Origin of the sequence: Nonomuraea sp. NPDC049028, from assembly GCF_043197735.1 — a bacterium.
In the GTDB taxonomy this organism is placed as follows: domain Bacteria; phylum Actinomycetota; class Actinomycetes; order Streptosporangiales; family Streptosporangiaceae; genus Nonomuraea.
Genome location: NZ_JBICTR010000002.1, coordinates 158,991 through 178,865, shown reverse-complemented (window position 1 = coordinate 178,865; position 19,875 = coordinate 158,991). Strand labels below are relative to the sequence as shown.

Sequence of the window (19,875 nt, the reverse complement as noted above, 5' to 3'; positions counted from 1 at the left end):
CTCCTTCTGCGAATACCTATTCACCGCTGAGTGGCGAAGGGCATGCGCAGTATTCATGCTGCTCCTGGATGTCGTCAAGGTTGCCGACGCATGACCAAGGGCACCCCATTGACACCTCTTTTCATCCTCCCGTAACTTGCTTGCATGTCTGATCGTGATCGCATAAACATTCAGCCCCACGATGAGCCGGTCTACGGGGCCGGCATCTGGCACTTCGCCACCTATGTCGACCGGTATGCGACCGACGGCTACGGCGCGCCGAAGACGGTCTTGGACTGCATCAAGCTTGCCGGGGCGGTGGGCGACCTGTCCGTGGTCGACCTGAACTGGCCGTTTCCGCCCGGCGGCATCAGCACCGCCGAGGTACGGGCGGCGCTCGACGAGCAGAACCTGCGCGCGATCGCGGTGACGCCCGAGTTCTACACGGGCAAGTTCGCCAAGGGCGGTTTCACCAACCCCGACCCCGCCGTCCGCCAGGACGCCATCGACCTGGTGGCGGCCGCGGCCGAAGTCGGGCGTGAGCTGGGTGTCGACTACGTCAAGTTGTGGCCCGGGCAGGACGGTTACGACTATCCCTTCCAGGCCGACTACACCGACCTGTGGGACAAGTCGGTCGGCGCGGTCCGCGAGCTCGCGCAGGCCTTCCCCGACTTGAAGTTCGCGATCGAGTACAAGCCGCGCGAGCCGCGCAACCGGATGGTCTTCTCCTCCGTCGCGCGCACCCTGCTCGCGATCGAGGACATGGGCGTGGACAACGTCGGCATCCTGCTCGACTTCGGCCACTCCCTGTACGGCGGCGAGACGCCGGCCGAGGCCGCCAAGATGGCGATGAGCCGCGGAAAACTCTTCGCGATCGACGTCAACGACAACTTCCGCGGCTGGGACGACGACATGGTCGTCGGCTCGGTGCACCTGCTGGAGACGTTCGAGTTCTTCTTCGCCCTGCGCGACGCCGGCTGGCAGGGCGTCTGGCAGCTCGACCAGTTCCCCTTCCGCGAGGACTCCGTCGAGGCGGCGCGGGCGGGCATCCGTACCATGCGCGCCTTCCACCACGCGCTGGGCTACCTCGACCGCGACGCGCTCGCCGCCGCCCAGTCGGCGCAGGACGCCCTCGGCGCCCAGCGCATCGCGAAGCGGGCGCTCTACCGGGCACTCGCCGAGAGCGAGTCCGCATGACCGCCGTGAAGATCGCGTCCAGGCCCCTCGAACTGGACGCGCCCGTCGCCAACGCCTACGTCGAGCGGAGCGCGCTCCTGCGCGCGGCCTCGCCCGCCGAGGCGGCCCCCGAGCTGGCCGGAATCGCCACCCGCATCCGGCGCGACATCCTCACGACCATCCAGGCGGCCCGGATGGGGCACGTCGGTGGCGACCTGTCGGTGACGGACCTGCTGGTGACCGCCATGTGGGGGACGCTGCGGCTCGACCCGCACGACCCGGCCAACCCCCTGCGTGACCGGTTCGTGCTGAGCAAGGGCCACTGCGCCGCCGCGCTGTACTCGACGCTGGCCTCCTGCGGCTTCTTCCCCCAGGATCGGCTCGCCGAGTACATGGCGCCGCTGTCGCCGCTGAACGGCCACCCCAACCGGGTCAAGGTGCCCGGCGTGGAGACCAACACGGGCCCGCTCGGGCACGGCTTCCCGGTCGCCACCGGCTGCGCCCTCGGCGCCAAGCTGCGCGGCGAGACCTGGCGCACCATCGTCGTCCTCGGCGACGGCGAGATGCAGGAGGGCAGCAACTGGGAGGCGGCCATGACGGCCGCCCACTACGGGCTGGACAACCTCACCGCCGTGGTCGACCGCAACCGGCTGCAGCAGGGCGCGCGTACCGAGGACACCAAGTCGCTGGAGCCGCTCGACCAGAAGTGGGCGAGCTTCGGCTGGGAGGTGCGCGTCATCGACGGCCACGACCACGCCGCGATCAAGCAGGCGTACGCGCCGTCGTCGACGGGCAAGCCCGTCGCCGTCATCGCCAACACCGTCAAGGGCAAGGGTGTCTCATTCATGGAAGACCGGGTCGAGTGGCACCACAAGGTGCCCACCGACGAGCAGGTCCAGCTCGCGCTCGAGGAGCTGAGCCGATGACCGCCCTCGCCGAGCAGGCCCCCACGTTCGACTGCCGCGTCGACTTCGGCGAGGAGCTGGCCGCCCTGGCCCGCGCCGACGAGCGGATCGTGGCGGTCTGCAATGACTCGGTCGGATCCAGCAACCTGGTCAAGTTCCGCGAGGAGTTCCCCGACCGCCTGATCAACGTCGGCATCGCCGAACAGGACCTCGTCGGCGTGTCAGCCGGCCTGGCCAACGCCGGTTTCATCCCCTTCGTCTCCGCCGCGGCGCCGTTCCTCACCGGGCGCGCCCTGGAGCAGATCAAGGCGGACGTGGCCTACAGCGACCGGCACGTGGTGCTGTGCGGGCAGAGTCCGGGCATGGCGTACGGCGAGCTGGGGCCCACCCACCACTCCATCGAGGACCTGTCCTGGATGCGCGCCGTCCCCGGGCTGCGCATCGTCGTCCCGGCCGACCCGTCGCAGACTCGCGACGCCGTCCGCTGGGCCGCGGCGTCCGGTCTCCCCTCCTATATCCGGATCCCCCGCTTCAAGGTCCCCGCGGTGACACCGGCGGGCACGCCCTTCGAGGCCGGCCGGGCGACGCGCCTGGCCGAAGGCGACGACGTGACCGTGATCGCGATCGGCACGATGGTCTCGCGGGCCCTCGACGCGGCCGCGCTCCTGCGCGCGGAGGGCCTCACCGCGCGGGTTGTGAACATGACCTTCGTCGAGCCGCTGGACGTGGCCGAGGTCGTCGCCGCCGCGGAGCAGACCGGCGCGATCATCACCGCGGAGGAGGGCCTGCTGTCCGGCGGTCTGGGCGCCGCCGTCGCCAAGGTCGTCGCGGAGCGCCATCCCGTGCCCGTACGCATGCTGGGCGTCCCGACGTTCGCACCGACGGGAAGCACGTCCTTCCTGCTCGACCACTTCGGCCTGAACGCCGAGGGCATCGTCAAGGCCGCCCGTGAGGCTTTGGGACGGGACTGATGGAACCGCTCGTCCTCGCCATCGATCAGGGCACCGGCTCCACCAAGGCCCTGCTGGTCGACGCCGCCGGCCAGGTCGTGGCCCGCGCCAGTGCGCCGTTGTCCCAGAGCCACCCGGCTCCGGGGCTGGCGGAGCAGGACGCCGAGGAACTGCTCGGCAGCGTCCGCGACGCCGTCGCCGCCTGCCTGCGGCAGGCCGATCCACGGGCCGTACGCGGGATCGGGCTGAGCACCCAGCGCGAGTCGGTGGTCCTGTGGGACGCGGCGACCGGACGGCCGGTCGCGCCACTGGTCGGCTGGCAGGACCAGCGCGGCGCGGACCGAGCGGCCCAGCTCTTGGACGAAGGGTACGGCGACCTGGTCCGGAGTCGTACCGGGCTCCCGCTGGACCCGATGTTCTCGGCGCTGAAGATGGGCGCCCTGCTCGACCGGCACGACCCGGCGCGCGAGCGCAGCGGGCGCGGCGAGTTGCGCCTGGGCACCGTGGACGCGTGGCTGCTCGACGCGCTCACCGGCGAATTCGTCACCGAGGTGGGCAACGCCTCCCGCACTCAGCTGCTGAACCTCGCGACCGGTGACTGGGACGACGAACTGCTGGAGATCTTCGGCGTCCCCCGCGCGGCGCTGGGCCGCGTCGTCGCCTCCACCGGCCCCTTCGGCACGGTCCGCGACCTGGACCCGCTGCCTGCCGGGGTGCCCGTGCTCGCGGTGCTGGGCGATTCGCACGCCGCGCTGTTCGCGCACGCGGGCTGGCGGCCGGGCGTGGTCAAGGTGACCTACGGCACGGGATCGTCGGTGATGACGGTCGCGGAGTCGCCTGGGCTGGGTGGGCCGGGCAGCCCGGTCTGCGACACGATCGCCTGGTCCACGGGGCAGGGGCCGACGTTCGCCAGGGAGGCGAACATCCGCTCCACCGGCCGGACCCTGACCTGGCTGGCGGACTTGCTCGGCATCTCCGCGGACCAGGTCGTCGACCTGGCGGCCGGCTCCGACGCGGGCGACGTCACCCTCGTACCGGCATTCGGCGGCCTGGGAGCGCCGTGGTGGGACCCCCGGGCGGTGCCGGTGCTGGCCGGGTTCGACCTCGGCACCGGACGGGAGCAGCTCGCGCGGGCGGCCCTGGAGTCGGTGGCGCACCAGGTCGACGACGTCCTGACCGCCATGCCGGGCCTGCGCCGGATCGTCGCCGACGGCGGCCTGACCCGCAGCACCGCGCTCATGCGGCTGCAGGCCGGCCTCAGCGATGTCGAGGTGGCCCGCACCCGTCATCACGAGCTGTCGGCGGGCGGCGCGGCCGACCTGGCCGGTCTCGGACTGGGGCTGTGGACCACCGGCGACCTCGAACGCCGGGCCGACGGCGACGTGGAGATCTTCACCCCTGACTGGAGCGCGGAGCACCGCAGGGCAGCCGCGGCGAGATGGCACCAGCGCCTCACGGTCGCCCGCGACCTCGGCGCACGCGCGAACGGGAGTACGTCATGACAGCAGTGCAATCCACCCGGCCCGGCTGGCTCACGCTGGGCCGCGGCAGCCTGATCGCGCTCGTGCTCGTGATCATCGCGATCATCGCCAGTACGACGTACCGCTCGGACACCGCGCCGCGCGCCGGCGAGCAGGCGAAGTTCGACCCGGCCCGCTACGGCGCCGCGACCTACGGGCCGAAGGTCGTACCGGCGATCAAGAGCAAGGCCGTCGACATCGTCACGCTGAGCAAGGCGATCGCCGACGACACGGACGCGGCCGGCCAGAAGTACGGCCACCGCGCCGGCACCGGGCCGTACAGCTACGCCGTCACGCTGACCGGCACCGCCGGTTCGGCGAAGAGCGGCCTGCTGCCGGTCGAGGTGCCCGGCATCGGCAAGTCCAGGGTCCAGGTGCAGATCGGCCCGGCCATCAACGGCACGGCGCTGCGCGACGCGGTCGGTTTCATCGCGTTCGGCCAGTTCGTCAACCAGGTCGACTACGCCGACGCGGGCACCGCCCTGAACAACGAGGTCAAGGCGAAGGTGCTGTCGTCGCTCGATGTCCCGTCGCTCGACGGCAAGAAGGTCACCGTGGTCGGCGCGATGACGCCACTGACGGCCGACGTGCTGACCGTCACGCCGATCTCCGTCGAGGCGGCGTCGTGACGGCGACCCCGGTGCTGCGGGCGGTCGACGTCACCAAGGTGTACGGCGGGACGCAGGCGCTCAAGGGCGTCTCGCTCGACATCGTCCCGGGGCGCGTGGTGGTGCTGTTCGGCGAGAACGGCGCCGGCAAGTCGACGCTGATGAAGATCCTCAGCGCGGTCGAGTCGCCCACCACCGGCCAGGTGGAGCTCGACGGGAAGGTCGTCGAGTTCGGCAGCGCCCGCGACGCGGCCGATCGCGGCATCTCGATCATCCATCAGGAACTCAGCCTGTGCTCGAACCTCAGCATCCAGGACAACCTGTTCCTCGGGCGGGAGCGGACCCGCGGCGGCGTCCTCGTCGACCGCGCGACCATGCGCTCGCTGGCGGCCGGCGTGCTCCGCCGTCTGGACGGGGCGCTGAACCCCGACCTGATGGTCGGCGACCTGCGGCTGGGCCAGCAGCAACTCGTCGAGATCGCCCGCGCGCTGCTGCAGGACGCCCGGATCCTGATCATGGACGAGCCGACGTCGGCGCTGAGCGCCCCGGAGGTGGAGGTCCTCTTCCAGGTCATCCGCGAGCTCACGGCCGAAGGCGTGGCGATCGTCTACATCTCCCACCACCTGGAAGAGGCGCTCGACATCGCCGACGACGTGGCCGTGCTCCGCGACGGCTCCATGGTCGCCACGGCCGCCGCCGACGACGTCGACCTCGCCTGGGTCGTACGCAAGATGGTCGGCCGCGACCAGGACGACCTCTTCCCGACCCGCGAGCCCAAACTCGGGCCGGTGGCGCTCGAGATGGTCGAACTGTCGGTCGCCGACCCCGCCAACCCCGACCGCCTGGCCGTCGACGGCGTCTCGCTCACCGTCCGCGCCGGCGAGACCGTCGGCATCTACGGGCTCATGGGCAGCGGCCGTACCGAACTCCTGGAGTGCCTGGCCGGCCGCCTGCACGCCGAATCGGGAGAGATCCGCCTGTACGGGGAGCCGGTCGTCGGCAACGTACGCAGCCGCATCCAGGCCGGGCTGGCCCTGGTCCCCGAGGACCGCCAGCGTGACGGGCTGGTCCAGACGATGAGCGTGGGCCAGAACCTGTCCCTGGCCGCGCTGACCGGTTTCGTGCGCCGCCTCTTCGTGAATCGCACGAAGGAACGCGCCGCCGTCCAGAAGATGATCACCGATGTCACCGTCAAGACCAGCGGCCCCGACGCCCCGATCGGCTCGCTGAGCGGCGGCAACCAGCAGAAGGTCGTCATCGGCAAGGCCCTGATGACCGGCCCCCGCGTACTGCTGCTCGACGAACCGTCCCGCGGCGTGGACGTCGCCGCCAAGGCCGACGTCTTCGAACTGATGGCGCGGCAGGCCGAACGCGGCCTGGCGGTGCTGTTCACCACATCTGAGACCGAAGAGGCGCTGCACATACCCGATCGCCTGCTCGTCCTGGTCCGCGGCAGGCTGATCGCCGACCTCCGAGCCGGCGAGATCACCCGCGACCAGCTGATGAGCCTGGCCGACAGCGCCGACACCACCGAAGAGGTTAGCCATGGCTGACACCCTGACCAACGACCACGCAGCCGTGCTGCGGCAACGCCGCCGGGCGGCGGCGGAGGCGCGCCGCCTGAAGACGCTCAATTCGATCTTCGAGCTACGTGCGTTCATCGCGCTCGGTGTCCTGATCATCGTCTTCGCCCTGCTGTCCGATTCCTTCCTCACCATCGACAACCTGATCACGATGATCAAGCATGTGGCCATTAACGCCGTCCTGGCGCTCGGCATGCTGCTGGTGATCCTCAAGGGCGGCATCGACCTGTCGGTCGGCTCCATCGTCGGGTTGTCGGGCGTGATCGCCGGCGAACTGCTCCAAGGCGTACATCTGAGCCTGTTCGGCGTCATCGCCTACCCGCCGGTGTGGGCGGTGGTCATCCTGTGCATCGCGGCCGGCACCGTGATGGGCAGCATCAACGGCCTGCTCATCACCAGACTGAACGTCGCGCCCTTCATCGCGACGCTGGGCATGCTGTACGTCGCGCGCGGCGCCGCGCTCCTGATCTCCGGCGGCACCACCTATCCCAAGCTCGGCGGCGACCCCAGCACCCACAACACCGGCTTCGACTGGATCGGCGGCGGCCGGCCGCTCGGCCTTCCGGTGGCGATCTGGATCATGATCATCCTCGCCGCCGTCGTCGCCGTACTCCTGCGCTCGACGCCCTTCGGCCGCTGGCTCTACGCCACGGGCGGCAACGAGCGGGCCACCGAACTCACCGGCGTCCCCGTCCAGCGCGTCAAGGTGATCGTCTACATGATCTCCGGCGCCTGCGCCGCGATGTCTGGCCTCATCATCGCCTCCGAGCTCACCTCGGCCGCGCCGCAGGCCGGCGACAGCTTCGAGCTCAACGCCATCGCGGCCGTCGTCATCGGCGGCGCCGCCCTGTCCGGCGGGCGCGGGAACGTACGCGGCACTCTCGTCGGCGCCCTGGTCATCGGCTTCCTCGCCGACGGCCTGGTCATCGTCGGCGTCTCGACGTTCTGGCAGATCTTCATCAAGGGCACCGTGATCATCGTCGCGGTCATCCTCGACCAGACCCAGCAGCGCTTCCAGCGCCGCGGCGCCGCCGCATCGGCGGTCGCGGTGGCGGTCGCCGACGAACCGGCGACCACCGACGACGAACCGGCTGCAACCGACAACGCCCCGGTCAGACCCGGCACCCCCGCCCGCTGACCCTCATCTTTTTCCAAGCGCCGACCCTCACCCCACCCCATTGCCAGATGCCAGACCGGAACGGTTTCAGAACCGGTCCCATCCCCCATCCCGCGTCCACGCCGGCGCGTCTTCCAGGAGGTAAACCATGTCCCACCCCAGCCGTCGCCTGGTCGTCCAGGCCGCGGCGGCCCTGACCACAGGGCTGCTGACGCTGACCGCATGCGGATCATCCGGCGAACCCGCGGCCTCGACGTCGTCGAGCGCCTCCTCGTCGTCGAGCGCCTCCGCGCCCAAGAGCAACCTGATCGCGATCATCACCCCCTCGCCGGACAACCCGTTCTTCAAGGCCGAGGCGGACGCGGCCAAGAAGAAGGCCGAGTCGCTCGGCTACCAGACCTCGGTGGACTCCCACGACGACGACCCGAACAAGCAGAGCGAGCTGATCGACTCGGCCATCTCGCGCAAGGCCGCGGCGATCATCCTCGACAACGCCGGCGCCGACGCCTCCATCGGCCCCGTGCAGAAGGCCACGACCGCCGGGATCCCGGTCTTCCTGATCGACCGGGAGATCAACCAGACCGGCATCGCCAAGGCCCAGATCGTCTCCAACAACGCCCAGGGAGCCCAGCTCGCCGCCCAGGAGTTCGTGAAGGGTATGAAGGAGAAGGGCAACTACGTCGAGCTGACCGGCAAGGAATCCGACACCAACGCCGGCGTGCGTTCCAAGGGCTTCGGCGACGTCATCTCGCAGTACCCGGACCTGAAGCGGGTCGCCCAGCAGACCGCGAACTGGGACCAGCAGGAGGCTTTCAGCAAGATGGAGACCATCCTCCAGCGCAACCCGGACATCCAAGGCGTGATCGCCGGCAACGACACGATGGCGCTCGGCGCCGTGGCGGCGTTGAAGGCCGCCAAGAAGACCGGCGTCATCGTCGTCGGCTTCGACGGCAGCCCGGACGCCATCGCGCAGATCAAGGCCGGAACCATGCTCGCGACGTCCCTGCAGCCGGCCGCGCTCGGCGCCACGACCGCGGTCGAGCAGGCCGACAAGTTCGTCAAGACCGGTGCGACCGGGCAGCCGGAGAAGCAGTCGATCGACTGCGAGATCATCACGAAGGACAACGCCGACCAGTACGGCGTCTTCGCGAAACTCTGAGGCGCCGGAGGCTAGGGGCGACGACATCGCCTCTAGCCACTCCAACGTCTAGCATGCAGACCGGACGCTCCGGGCGACGCGCTCACCGGAGCGAGAAAGGACGGGGAACTCACGTGGTGATCGCTTCGACTCCCAGCCCCGACCACATGCGGCTACTGGTCAAGGTGGCCCGCATGTACCACGAGCGCGGGCTACGCCAGCCAGAGATCGCCGCCCATCTCAACATGTCGCAGCCGCGCGTCTCGCGCCTCCTCAAAGAGGCCGCCGACCGCGCTGTCGTACGCACCGTGGTCGTCTCCCCCGACGGCGTGCACGCCGAGCTCGAGGAAGCCCTCGTGGAGCAGTACGGGCTGCGCGACGCCGTCGTCGTCGAGACCGAGGGCGTGGGACCTGACGTCATCCCGGCGCTCGCCGCCGCGACGGCCACCTACCTCGACGCCACGCTCAAAGGCGGCGACGTCATCGGCATCTCCTCCTGGAGCGCGACGCTCCTGGAGGCGATCAACGTCATGCGGGCCAAGACGACCCCCGTCGCCGAAGAGGTCGTCCAGATAGTCGGCGGCTCGGGCAGCCCCGAAGTGCAACTGCACGCGACCCGCCTCACCAGCCGCCTCGCCGAGCTGACCGGCGCACGGCCCGTCTTCGCGCCGTCGGCCGCGCTCGTCCACAGCCGCGAACTCCGCGACATGCTGTCGAAGGAGCCCGCCGTCGCCGAGGTCATGAAGTCATGGTCGCGCCTCACGCTGGCCCTCCTCGGCATCGGCACCCTCGAACCCTCCCCACTGCTCCGCCGCTCCGGCAACGCCATCGCCCCCGAGGACCAGCGCCAGCTCCAGGAGCTCGGAGCCGTGGGCGACGTCTGCACCCGCTACTTCGACGCCGACGGACGAGCCGTGGAAGCCGACTTCGACGACCGCATCATCGGCATCGCCCCCGACCAGCTGCGCGCGGTGGAGCGCCGCATCGGGGTCGCGGGCGGCGCGGCCAAGCTCGCCGCGATCCGGGGAGCGGTACGGGGGCGCTGGATCAACATCCTCATCACGGACGTCGACGTGGCCCGGGCCCTGCTGGGCCGCGCCTAGAGCACGTGTTCTTCTGTCAGCCGGCAGCGCCCAGGACCTCCCCCAGTGGGAGGTCCTGAGCGCTTCCGGCTGCGAAGAAGTGGATCAGGAAGCGAATCCGAAGGCCGCGGGAGAGTCAGGCAGCCCCCATTGCTGGTCGGGGTGGAGGTGGCAGTCCCAGATCACGAGCGGGGTGCCATTGGCGGTGCTGCCGTTGTTGGCCAGACCGACACACTTGGCGGTGCTGGCGGCGAAGCTGCGGATGGAGTAGATGTTGGCGCCCAGGGCCGCGAACCTCCATTGCTGATCCGGGTGAAGATGGCAGTCCCAGATCACCAGCGGAGTGCCGTTGGCGGTGCTCCCGTTGTTCGCCAGCCCCACACACTTGCCGCTGCCGGCGAGCGTACGGATGGAGCGGTCGTTGTTGCCCTGCCAGATCTGGTCGGGGTGGAAATGACAGTCCCAGATCACGAGCGGGGTGCCGTTGGCGGTGCTGCCGTTGTTCGCCAGGCCGATGCACTTGGCGGTGCCGGCGGCGTTGCTGCGCAAGGCGGTCGAGGAAAGAGCGCTCGCCTGGGCGGCGGCCGGGAGCCCGAGGGCCATGGCGAACATGACCAGGACGGTTAACACGCGGCGCTGGAAGCCAGTCTGGTGGCGCATGTGGTCTCCTTTCGAACGGTGACGGTTCTCCTCTCTAGGGCGTTCCACGGCCGTTCCACCGGGGTGGTGCGCTAGGGGCGATCGGACATCGGCCATAAAGAGCCGCAAGCCTGGAGTATCGCCGCATTTATCACGTAAGCCCTCTATCCCACAGAAACCATGGCTATGATCTTGGATCTGCGCGGATCTCTTGACTCCGATTCGCGAAGTCAGTCATGAACTTGGGAGGGCACACGTGCGCAAAATTGCTATTGGCACCTTAATCGGCTTAGCGGCAACTCTCGGCGCGACACCGTCCGCCAACGCCGGCACCCCGAGCCTCGCTGACCTGGTCCAACTCAAGGACATCCGGACGCACCAGTTGGCATTCCAGACGATCGCCAACAACAACGGCGGCAACCGGGCTTCGGGCGAGGTCGGATTCGAGAAGTCAGCGAATTACATTGTGGCCAAACTCACGCTGGCCGGTTACAAACCCACGATCCAGCGCTTCGCTTTTCCCTTCTATAAAGAGGTCACACCCTCGGTCTTCGCGCAGACCGCTCCGTCCCCGACCTCTTACACCCATGGCACCGACTACCGCACCCTCGACTACTCGGGCGCCGGCGACGTGACGGCAGCCGCGGTGGCCGTGGATCCCGACGCGGCCGGATTGGGCAGCGGCTGCGAGGCTGACGACTTCGCCGGTTTCACCACCGGCAGCATCGCGCTCATCCGCCGGGGCGGCTGTACCTTCGAGGTCAAGACGGACAACGCCCAGAAAGCCGGCGCGAGCGCGGTCGCCTACTATCAGCGGCCTGATGTCCCCGATGCGCCAGTGGAGGGTACGGCGCTGCGCCCGTTCACCATCCCGCTGATCGGCTTCACCAACAAGCTGGGCGTCGAACTGGTTCAGGCGGCCAAGGCGGGCGACCTGAAACTCCACATCAAGACCGACACCATCAGCGAACAGCGCACGACCTCCAACATCGTGGCCGAGACCGCATACGGCAACCCTGACCGCGTGGTCACCGTCGGCGCCCACCTCGACAGCGTGGCCGCGGGCCCCGGCATCAACGACAACGGCAGCGGCGCGGGGACGGTCCTCACCATCGCCCAGAAGATCGGCGAGATTCGCGGCCGGGTCAACAACCGGGTCCGCTTCACCTTCTGGGGCGCCGAGGAAGGCGGCGACCTCGGCTCCAAGTACTACGTGGCGAACCTCAGCGCCGAAGAGAAGGCGAAGATCGCGCTCTACCTGAACCTCGACATGATCGGCTCCCCCAACGGAGTCCGCGGTGTCCTGGACGGTGACGACTCACTCGGCACCAACAGCTCCAAGCCGCCGGCCGGCTCGGCCGCGATCGAGAAGACCTTCACCGACTACTACGCCGGGCGCAAGCTCCCGCTCAAGCAGGACGCGTTCACCGGTACCTCCGACTACCAGTCGTTCATGGACGCGGGCATCCCGGCGGGCGGCGTACGATCCGGCACCGACACCGTCAAGACGGCTGAGGAGGCCGCTGTCTTCGGCGGCACGGCCGGGGTGGCGTATGACCCCTGCTACCACAAGGCCTGCGACACCTACAACAACGTCAACACGTCCCTCCTGAACGAGCTCGCGGACGGCGCGGCGTACGCGACTGAGACGTTCGCCAACAGCGTGCCGACGGTGAAGCGCGACAACGTACGGACACCTACCAGCCAGACGGCCACCCAGACCGGCGAGGACCACACCCCCGCCAGCTGATGATGAGGGCAGCCCGGGGGGCTTACCCTGGGCTGCCCATGGCCGGACGAACCCACGGGATCTACGGATCGTTCGCTCAGCCGGCAGCGGCCGCCTGCTTGATCAGCGCGACGACGGCCTCCGGCTGGGAGATATAGATAGCGTGGCTACCCTCGGCTTCGACCACGGTGGCTCCCGCACGCGCGGACATCGCCCGCTGCGCGGCCGGCGGGATCGTCTGATCACTGGAGGCGACCAGGTACCAGGCCGGCTTGGTGCGCCAGGCGGGTTCGGTGACCGCGGCACCGGCCGCGCCAACGCCCCACGGCACCTGCGAATCGGCCATGAACGCCGCCAACTCCGCCGGCAGATCGCCCGCGAACGCGCCATGGAACTTGTCCCGCTCAATAGCGAGGAACCCACCCTCCAGGGGCACGATCGGCGGCGCCGGCGTACCCGGCGGCGAATCGGCGAGCAGCGACTCCACGCTCTCGCCCTTGTCGGGCGCGAACGCGGCGACGTAGACGAGCGCCGACACCCGCGGATGAGTACCGGCCTCGGTGATGACCGAGCCACCGTAGGAGTGCCCGACGAGCACGGTGGGACCGTCCTGGAGATCCAGCACCCGCCGCGTGACCTCGGCGTCCCCCTCCAGCGTCACCGTGGGGTTCTGGACGACGCTGACCCGGTAGCCATCCTGTTTGAGCAGGTTGTAGACACCCTGCCAGCCCGACCCGTCGACGAACGCGCCGTGCACGAGCACGACGTTGACCGCAGTGGAGCTCATGACGCTTTCTCCTCGCGTAGCGGTGGGATGCAGACGTGACTGGGGGTCAACAGCCACCCGTGCGCTCTGACCTCAAGCGCCCGTCAGTTGCATCGCCTCGTCACTCACGTCCGAAGCGTAGGAGTGCGTACTTCCTAGTTTGTGAACGGCGAGTGGAACCAGCGCCCGCAGCACTGACCCGGCTGAAGGCACGCCCCGGTTTGGCGTTATGCGGAACGACCGTTGCCGTTGAGTGCTTCGCGGCGGTATTTGCGGCCGGTGGTCTCGTGCACCCCGAGCGTACGGGCGAGCGCGGCGCCGGTCATGTTGGGATCCTGAGCGAGCAAGGCCGCCACCCGCGCTCGCCGGTCGCTGTCCGCGCGGGTTTCGCCCGCCGATGCGTCTTGGTCTGCCCGTGTGGCAGCAGGTTCGGGCTCGGCGGGCGCTGACCGGCGCTCGCCTGTTTCTTGCATCGGCTCGCCCGGGTCGATCTGCGGCGTGACGTTCACCACTGGGCCGGGCTGCGGCACCCGCGGCGCCTGGTCTGAGTGACCGCTCGGGGCGCTCGGGGGTGCGGGCTCGGCGAGCACTCGCTCGGGCTGCCCCACGTCGTACGCGCGATCGGCAAGTTCGCGACCCGAGCGCACCACCCACATGATCAGCTCGTAGGAGATCACCAGCGCGATCGCCGGCCACGCGGCCAGCGCCGCGGCCAGGGGTCCCCGCTCAATCCCGTGCAAGATGTTCGCCGCCAGCGTCGCAGCGACTCCCAGTGCCAGCGCCCAGCGAGCCAGCGACGGCACCTTCAGGCGGTAGCGGGCACACCACAGCAGCACCATCGAGGAGGCGTAGATCATGCCGTCCACGGTCGCCGGGACCAGATGCGCCGACATCTCGTCCTCGGCACCGTACTTCTCGATCACCGCCACCGCATGCCAGTACGACACCCACGCGGCCACCGCCGCGACCGCCAACACCACAACCGTCATGGACACACGGATCAGCCGATCCCCGCCCCGAGGCACCTGCTTGACCCTATTCACACCAGAAATGGTGCCATGCCCGATGTATCACTATGTGCCCATCCGTCACTTCTGCCTCAGGCAGGCGGCGTGGATGAGGGCGACAGCCGATCTGCTGGGGTCGAACCTCGGTGGACATGCCAGCCGACACGGTCGAAGATTGGCGCGTGCCTCGAACCCCACCTGGGCGCGTGTTCAACCGAGCGATCGTCGCACTGGTCGCGGCCGCCATCCTCGCGGAGGGACGGGATCTCCCGTGGACCCCGATGCAGTGGAAATGGATTGAAGTAGCCGGGAGACTCGGTTCATGAAGATCACAAAGCCCGGAGCGCCGAATGAGGAGACCCGCCGGAGGAACGTCGGGGCGTTACTACGCCATGTCCACCTGAATGGCCCGACTTCGCGTGCTGTGCTCGGGGAAAAGCTGGGGCTGAACCGCACCACAATCATGGGGCTGACCGCCGAACTTGCCGCACTGGGCGTGGTCGAAGAAAAGCTTCCCCAGGACACCCACAGAGCGGGCAGACCGTCCCTGGTGGTCAGCCCGGACACTGATCGCGTATTCGTGCTCGCCTTTGACGTGGCAGTGGACCGCCTGCTGGCCGCGCGAGTGGGCCTGGGCGGCGTGATACTCGATCGCCGTGAGGCCGTACGCCAACGCAAGTACCCCGACCTGGACGATGTCGTTGGAACTCTCGCCGAGTTCGCCCGCCAACTGCTCCGCGACGTCCCAAGCGATGCCGTGTGCGTCGGCATTGGCGCGTCGTTCTGCGGCATGATCCGGCCAGCGGACGGCACCGTACGATTCGGACCAAATACCGGCTGGGTAGATCAGGCGTTCGGCCCGGAACTCGAGCGCCGTTTGGCCCTGGGCCTGCCTGTGCGAGTTGGCAACGAAGCTCACCTGGGTGCAGTCGCGGAGAACCAGAGGGGCGCTGGGATCGGATTCCGGAATCTCATCTATCTGCACGGCGATGTTGGCGTGGGCGGCGGCATCATCGTCGACGGCAAGCGCCTGGACGGCAATGACGGCTACGCCGCCGAAGCCGGTCACATGATCGTGAACGCACACGACGGGCGGCCGTGCGGGTGCGGTTCGCGCGGCTGCCTGGAAGCGGAGGTCGGGGAGGACGCACTGCTCAGTGCGGCCAACTGGCCCCCTGGGTTGATCGGGCGGGACGCGGTGGCGTCCGTGGTACATGCCGCTGAGCGAGGCGACGAATCCGCCAAGGCGGCGCTGACCCATGTGGGAGATTGGCTGGGTGTCGGGGTTGCCAATCTGATCAACCTGTTCAACCCGGGTGTCGTGGTCTTCGGCGGAATACTGCGCGATATTTACCGAGGGGCCTCAGCACAGGTCCGGAATCGCATCGCCGCCAATGTACTGCCAGTTTCCCGCGAACGAGTGAAACTGCGGATCGCAGCGCTGGGAGATGACACCACCCTTGTCGGCGGCGCTGAGCTGGGGTTCGCCGAGCTGCTGGACAATCCGGTTGAGGTCGTCAGCAGGGGGTATCGTCGCCAGGCTGACGCCAACATGAAATCGCAGGCTACAGGCCTTGCTTAGTGTCTCCGCTCTACCCCGGACGAGAGGCCCCGTGAATGCAGAGCGTGATGCCTCCCGAAAGGGTTGCCTCTCAATCGTGAGTGTCCCTGGCCAGCGCCCCCCGCAGATATTCCATGTCGGTACCAAGGGCCTTCCGGGTCGTCAGCCGTAACACCGGAACGAGCAGCGGACTGCGTAGATCCAGGTCGATGCGGTGGAGGATTCGGGTACCCTCCGGTACGCGATCGAGCCGGAAGCTGAGTTCGGCCCGTCGGAACAGGCGGGACTCCAGCAGCACGAAGGCCAATTCCCGCTCGGCGTCGTACTGGGTGATGCGAAACCGCTGGCGTTTGCCCGACGGCGCGATGGTCATCGCCTCATATCCCACGCCGACCGGCGCGGTCGACAGCGGGACCACCTCCGCGATACTGCGGTCCCAGCGGGGCGCGGTCAGCGGATCACCGAGGAAGCGCCACACCTGCCGGATGTCCTGCGGGACGACGATGGACGAGTTGAGCTGCATCAGACGACTGCCTCCTTCACAGGATGGGGCGGAACACCGCGCAGCGCGACTGCCCGAGCCGCAATATCTGCTTGGCACAGAGGCTGCCGCACTCGATCCTGCACCGCCTGGCCGCCAGGTCGTGACGACCACCATGCCGTCGGGGGTGTCAACGGTCAGCTTCACGTTCGGGTCGAGGACCCGCAGCAGCGCTTCGAAGTCGCCACTGACTGCGGCAGCACGGAATGCCTGGACGACCTGCTGGTGCTCGCGGCCGGGGCACGCCGGCCGGTCCGTGGCGTGGACCTTGCGGCGGGCGCGGCTGGCGGCGGCGGGTGGAATCACGTTCTTGCAAGATCTTCGTGTAGGGGTGAGCAGGAGTCCGGAAAGCCTCTCAGCTGGCCCGGCCCAAGGTCACGGTGCGGGTTCCGGGTGTGAAGTCGCCGAAGGACTGTTGCCAGGACTCACCGGGCCAGTAGTACGTCACAAGGCCCTCGGCGGGCCGGTAGTGGGCGGTGTAGAGCGTTACCGTCCCCTGCTCGTCGACGGATCGATACAGCGGCGGCTTGAGCATTGCCGCCACGTCCGTACCCGCGGCGCGGATGGCTCGCAGCCGTTCCTGCGTCCGCATGGCCCGCTCCTGCTCGTCGGTTACCGGCAGGTGCTGGTGATTGGCGGCGCAGGCGTCCGGTGCCACCGTCGGGGACATATCCGGTCCCACGAACACCGTCATCGCCTTGGTGGGATCGACAAGGGTGAGGTTCTGGGGGACGGCGACCGGCAGGGACCGCAGCCTGTCGACCGCCTCATCGACGGTCTCGCACGTCTCCAGCAAGTAGCGCACGAGGATGAGAATGGCGAAGCCGCGTCCGTAGACGGAACGTCCGCCCCAGGTGAGCGAGACCGCGAGACCGGCGTCGTTCATCCCGTCGAGTAAGCCCCACAGCATGTCCTGCATCCCGATCACGGGGCGCAGGAAGCAGGAGGAGACGATGGTCCCCTCGCATTGATCGGGCCGTAGGTCATAGTTGCGCAGCAGAGTGCCGTTCTGGCCGATCTGGGTGCAGGCCTGGGAGAACGGCCGCAGTGCCGCATGGGTGAGGAAGACTTCCGCCTCGGGCCGGTCGAGTTGGCCGGCCAGGCGGTCCAGAACCGGGACCAGTTCTGGCATGTGCGCACGGAACAGCGCCCGAACGCGGTCCGCGCCCTCCGGGGTCCGGCCCTCCTCGGTCAGCAGGCGCTCCATGTCCTGCCACAGGGCCCGGGCGTAGGCGGCCCACCGCCCGTCGCCGCCGTCGCCGACCTCGATCGCCTGGAAGGTCTTGTGCTGTTGCCGCAAGGCTGCCACTCCCCTGTGAGAATCGGACGAGGTGGGGGCAACCTAGCTACTTGGGCAGGTGTTCACCAGGTGGCCGCCATCGGCGACGGCCAGGCGCTGGATCTGATGAAGCCGCTGAACGCGAGCGTGGCCGATTCCAAGTAGGCGATCATGTCCCGCGTTGGAGAAGCCGGGAGTCAAGGGCGAGAAACGACATGTCGAGCGGTCGAAGCTGAAGCGGCTCGCCACGAGGGACTGGCTGAGCGAGAGCGAGCCGGGAGCCTTCGCCTTGACCCGGCAAGGGGTCCGGCAGCCAGGCATCATGATCGCAAGCGGCGAGGCTCTTCGCCGCGCTGGAGGGTGTCAACCACCCCCTGCAGAGAGAAGAGCCCGCATGTCACGCTACGCCGACCCGCCATCCTCGTAGGGGTTATCGAGGAGATCGAGGGGGTTGCCTCCTCCGCGAGCCTGTTCGCCGCGCCGGCGGACCCCGCCGGCGCGGCGATGACCCACGATGAGCTGGAGAATCTCCTCCCGACCCTGATCGCAGGAGCGGCGATGGCGTTCTCCAGCGTGTTCGTGGTCAGCAACGGCCTTCGGCTGCGGAGTTTCAAGGAGAGCTGCGCAGTTTCAAGGAGAAGGGCCTTGGGCGGACTCGGCTCCGGTCCTCATTCTCTGGCTCGGCGCCCTCCAGCTCCCGCCTTGACTTATGGTGCTGCGCCCCCACCGTAAGTCGTACATATCTGTTCGAGTTAATGAGAATCGGGGGTAATGGTGGTGGTGCTGAGCACGGAAGCCAAGCTGGTTCTCCTGGCGGCCGGACTGATCTTTCTGTTGGTGTTAGTGCTCGGCGTGTGGAAATACCGCCAGATGGTCGTCTCGGCCGAACACATGGCTCATCCCTACGTCGACATCGCGCATCGAGCCGCCTTGCTCTACTCGTTCGCTACGCTGCTGCTCGCAGTCTTTGTCGCCCTGAGCGGCTGGTCGGCGTGGGTGAACCTGGCTGCGGCGGGCATCGTGATCTTCTTCTTCGTAGCCGCAATCGGGACCTACGCCTACCACGGCTGGCGCCGTGACACCGACAACCAGTTGCGCCATCCGGTACGCGGCACAACCGCGTTCATGGTCTCGCTGATCGTCGGCGAGATCGGCGGCTTCGCCGTACTTCTGGCCGGTTTCGTGCAGGCACAACTGCTGTGACGCGGGCGGCGTTTAGAGATCATTCGTCGGGCAGCAGATAGCGCCAGGAGACCGCGAGCGAGGCACCCGACCGAGCACGGAACACCCGCCACCCGCCACGCTGGTCCGCGTCGCGCGGAATCAGTCGGATGGCGGCCATGGCGGCCTTCCCGGACAGGTCGCGGGTGCGAACGGGTGAGCCCGCGGCCCGTGGTTCAGGCACGCCCCTCGGCCAGGGTCGGGCCTTGCCACCCCTCAATGTCGTCTGCTCCGCGACCAGCCGTACGCGTCTGGACACGTAGTTCTGGCCCTTGCCCGTGATGCGCCGGGCGAGACGGCCGAAACGATCGCGTGCGTCGTACAGGGCCTTTGCGTAGGAGCCGCGCGTCTCGTCAAGGGCCGGGATCCTCACTTCTCGCTTGCCTCCCGCCGTACGGACGCCCAACACCGTGGTGGGTGCGTCCATCACGACGGGGGCGCCGGGCCGGGGCGTGGCCGTCGCCGGCTGGCCCGACAGATCGCGATCAAGCGCCGCGAGCAGCTTGTTCAGATCGGCCTTCGCAAGCCGCAGGGTTCGGGCCGCATCCACGATCGCCCACCCGTCGGCGTACACGACGACCCGTGGCGGACGGATCGCGAGCAGTCCCGGGGGGAGGAAGCCGCCCTCCAGGCGCCACATGGCCACAGGCCCTTTGTCTGTCGCGACAGGTAACGCGGAATTCCATCCCGCGGCCGACGCCGAAGCGGTGGGGGTGTCGGTCCGGCCGCACGATGTGGTCACGAGCAAGGCGGCGAGGATCAGTGCCAGGGGCCTGTACCTCATACCGCCCATCATGCGAGCGACGGGCGCAAGGTTCAAGCCGATGCTGTGGCTGGCGGGTGCCCGTACGTTCCCCTCTGCCACAGCGGCTGAAGCGGACATGGTGCTCCGGCGATCGGCGGGCCAGGCGGCCACTGTCATGTCAGTCCGGCCATCGCGACGGCCCAGCAGCTGGGGAGAGATAGGGGCGTCGTCTCATCGATACATGCATATTGCAACTTCGACATGTCTTCCAGAGGGCAAGCCTGCTACGACAATCCGTCGTACAAGCTCACCCCTCAGAGACGAGATTC

At 68.5% G+C, this 19,875-nt stretch carries 18 protein-coding genes and 1 pseudogene; 13 read left to right on the top strand and 6 right to left on the bottom strand.

Going from position 1 to position 19,875, the window contains the following annotated elements:
- Positions 1 to 144 precede the first annotated feature (144 nt).
- The 9 genes from ACGFJ2_RS07155 (at position 145) to ACGFJ2_RS07115 (ending at position 10,079) form a co-directional block, all read left to right on the top strand.
- Entirely contained in the window at positions 145 to 1,176 is a 1,032-nt protein-coding gene (locus ACGFJ2_RS07155) for a sugar phosphate isomerase/epimerase family protein (protein ID WP_393465640.1), read from the top strand.
- The gene (locus ACGFJ2_RS07150) at positions 1,173 to 2,081 is read left to right on the top strand and encodes a transketolase (protein WP_393465637.1); all 909 of its coding nucleotides are present in this window, start codon (positions 1,173 to 1,175) and stop codon (positions 2,079 to 2,081) included. Before ACGFJ2_RS07155 ends, ACGFJ2_RS07150 begins: the two co-directional genes overlap by 4 nt.
- The gene (locus ACGFJ2_RS07145; protein ID WP_357941636.1) at positions 2,078 to 3,031 is read left to right on the top strand and encodes a transketolase C-terminal domain-containing protein; all 954 of its coding nucleotides are present in this window, start codon (positions 2,078 to 2,080) and stop codon (positions 3,029 to 3,031) included. The genes ACGFJ2_RS07150 and ACGFJ2_RS07145 overlap by 4 nt, the downstream gene beginning before the upstream one ends.
- Positions 3,031 to 4,512 carry a glycerol kinase gene (locus ACGFJ2_RS07140; protein ID WP_393465634.1) on the top strand — a complete coding sequence of 494 codons (1,482 nt, stop codon included), beginning with the start codon at positions 3,031 to 3,033 and terminating at the stop codon, positions 4,510 to 4,512. Before ACGFJ2_RS07145 ends, ACGFJ2_RS07140 begins: the two co-directional genes overlap by 1 nt.
- Positions 4,509 to 5,159, top strand: a complete 651-nt coding sequence (locus tag ACGFJ2_RS07135; protein WP_357941632.1) for a DUF2291 domain-containing protein — start codon at positions 4,509 to 4,511, stop codon at positions 5,157 to 5,159. Before ACGFJ2_RS07140 ends, ACGFJ2_RS07135 begins: the two co-directional genes overlap by 4 nt.
- The gene (locus ACGFJ2_RS07130; RefSeq protein WP_393465630.1) at positions 5,156 to 6,691 is read left to right on the top strand and encodes a sugar ABC transporter ATP-binding protein; all 1,536 of its coding nucleotides are present in this window, start codon (positions 5,156 to 5,158) and stop codon (positions 6,689 to 6,691) included. The genes ACGFJ2_RS07135 and ACGFJ2_RS07130 overlap by 4 nt, the downstream gene beginning before the upstream one ends.
- A complete protein-coding gene (locus tag ACGFJ2_RS07125) occupies positions 6,684 to 7,859 on the top strand; it encodes an ABC transporter permease (protein WP_393465627.1) in 1,176 nt (391 codons plus the stop codon). The genes ACGFJ2_RS07130 and ACGFJ2_RS07125 overlap by 8 nt, the downstream gene beginning before the upstream one ends.
- A 127-nt stretch (positions 7,860 to 7,986) precedes the next feature.
- The gene (locus ACGFJ2_RS07120; RefSeq protein WP_357941627.1) at positions 7,987 to 8,997 is read left to right on the top strand and encodes a D-ribose ABC transporter substrate-binding protein; all 1,011 of its coding nucleotides are present in this window, start codon (positions 7,987 to 7,989) and stop codon (positions 8,995 to 8,997) included.
- Positions 8,998 to 9,110: 113 nt separating this feature from the next.
- Entirely contained in the window at positions 9,111 to 10,079 is a 969-nt protein-coding gene (locus ACGFJ2_RS07115) for a sugar-binding domain-containing protein (RefSeq protein ID WP_357941625.1), read from the top strand.
- Positions 10,080 to 10,163: 84 nt separating this feature from the next.
- Here the strand turns inward: ACGFJ2_RS07115 and ACGFJ2_RS07110 are convergent, their stop codons facing one another.
- Positions 10,164 to 10,718 (bottom strand): RICIN domain-containing protein, encoded by a 555-nt coding sequence (locus ACGFJ2_RS07110; protein ID WP_358176987.1) that lies wholly within the window; start codon positions 10,716 to 10,718, stop codon positions 10,164 to 10,166.
- Between the two features lie 235 nt (positions 10,719 to 10,953).
- Between ACGFJ2_RS07110 and ACGFJ2_RS07105 the strand changes: the two genes are divergently transcribed.
- The gene (locus ACGFJ2_RS07105) at positions 10,954 to 12,447 is read left to right on the top strand and encodes a M20/M25/M40 family metallo-hydrolase (protein ID WP_393465623.1); all 1,494 of its coding nucleotides are present in this window, start codon (positions 10,954 to 10,956) and stop codon (positions 12,445 to 12,447) included.
- A 76-nt stretch (positions 12,448 to 12,523) separates the two neighbouring features.
- Here ACGFJ2_RS07105 and ACGFJ2_RS07100 read toward each other — a convergent pair whose 3' ends face one another.
- On the bottom strand, positions 12,524 to 13,213 hold the full coding sequence (locus tag ACGFJ2_RS07100) for an alpha/beta fold hydrolase (RefSeq protein WP_393465620.1): 690 nt from the start codon (positions 13,211 to 13,213) through the stop codon (positions 12,524 to 12,526).
- A gap of 206 nt (positions 13,214 to 13,419) precedes the next feature.
- Complete coding sequence (locus ACGFJ2_RS07095; RefSeq protein WP_357941616.1) at positions 13,420 to 14,181, bottom strand: DUF2637 domain-containing protein; 762 nt, start codon at positions 14,179 to 14,181, stop codon at positions 13,420 to 13,422.
- Between the two features lie 340 nt (positions 14,182 to 14,521).
- On the opposite strand from ACGFJ2_RS07095, the gene ACGFJ2_RS07090 reads away from it, so the two are divergent.
- On the top strand, positions 14,522 to 15,781 hold the full coding sequence (locus tag ACGFJ2_RS07090) for an ROK family protein (RefSeq protein ID WP_393465617.1): 1,260 nt from the start codon (positions 14,522 to 14,524) through the stop codon (positions 15,779 to 15,781).
- A 70-nt stretch (positions 15,782 to 15,851) separates the two neighbouring features.
- On the opposite strand, the gene ACGFJ2_RS07085 is transcribed toward ACGFJ2_RS07090, so the two are convergent.
- Positions 15,852 to 16,607 (bottom strand): SRPBCC family protein, encoded by a 756-nt coding sequence (locus ACGFJ2_RS07085; protein WP_393465614.1) that lies wholly within the window; start codon positions 16,605 to 16,607, stop codon positions 15,852 to 15,854.
- A gap of 49 nt (positions 16,608 to 16,656) precedes the next feature.
- On the bottom strand, positions 16,657 to 17,601 hold the full coding sequence (locus ACGFJ2_RS07080) for a C45 family autoproteolytic acyltransferase/hydolase (protein WP_393465611.1): 945 nt from the start codon (positions 17,599 to 17,601) through the stop codon (positions 16,657 to 16,659).
- 507 nt (positions 17,602 to 18,108) lie between these two features.
- Here ACGFJ2_RS07080 and ACGFJ2_RS07075 point away from each other — a divergent pair.
- Positions 18,109 to 18,312: pseudogene (locus ACGFJ2_RS07075) on the top strand (hypothetical protein); the annotation flags it as partial.
- Between the two features lie 39 nt (positions 18,313 to 18,351).
- On the top strand, positions 18,352 to 18,783 hold the full coding sequence (locus tag ACGFJ2_RS07070) for a hypothetical protein (RefSeq protein ID WP_393465609.1): 432 nt from the start codon (positions 18,352 to 18,354) through the stop codon (positions 18,781 to 18,783).
- Positions 18,784 to 18,802: 19 nt separating this feature from the next.
- Here the strand turns inward: ACGFJ2_RS07070 and ACGFJ2_RS07065 are convergent, their stop codons facing one another.
- Entirely contained in the window at positions 18,803 to 19,585 is a 783-nt protein-coding gene (locus tag ACGFJ2_RS07065; RefSeq protein WP_393465606.1) for a hypothetical protein, read from the bottom strand.
- Positions 19,586 to 19,875: the final 290 nt, after the last annotated feature.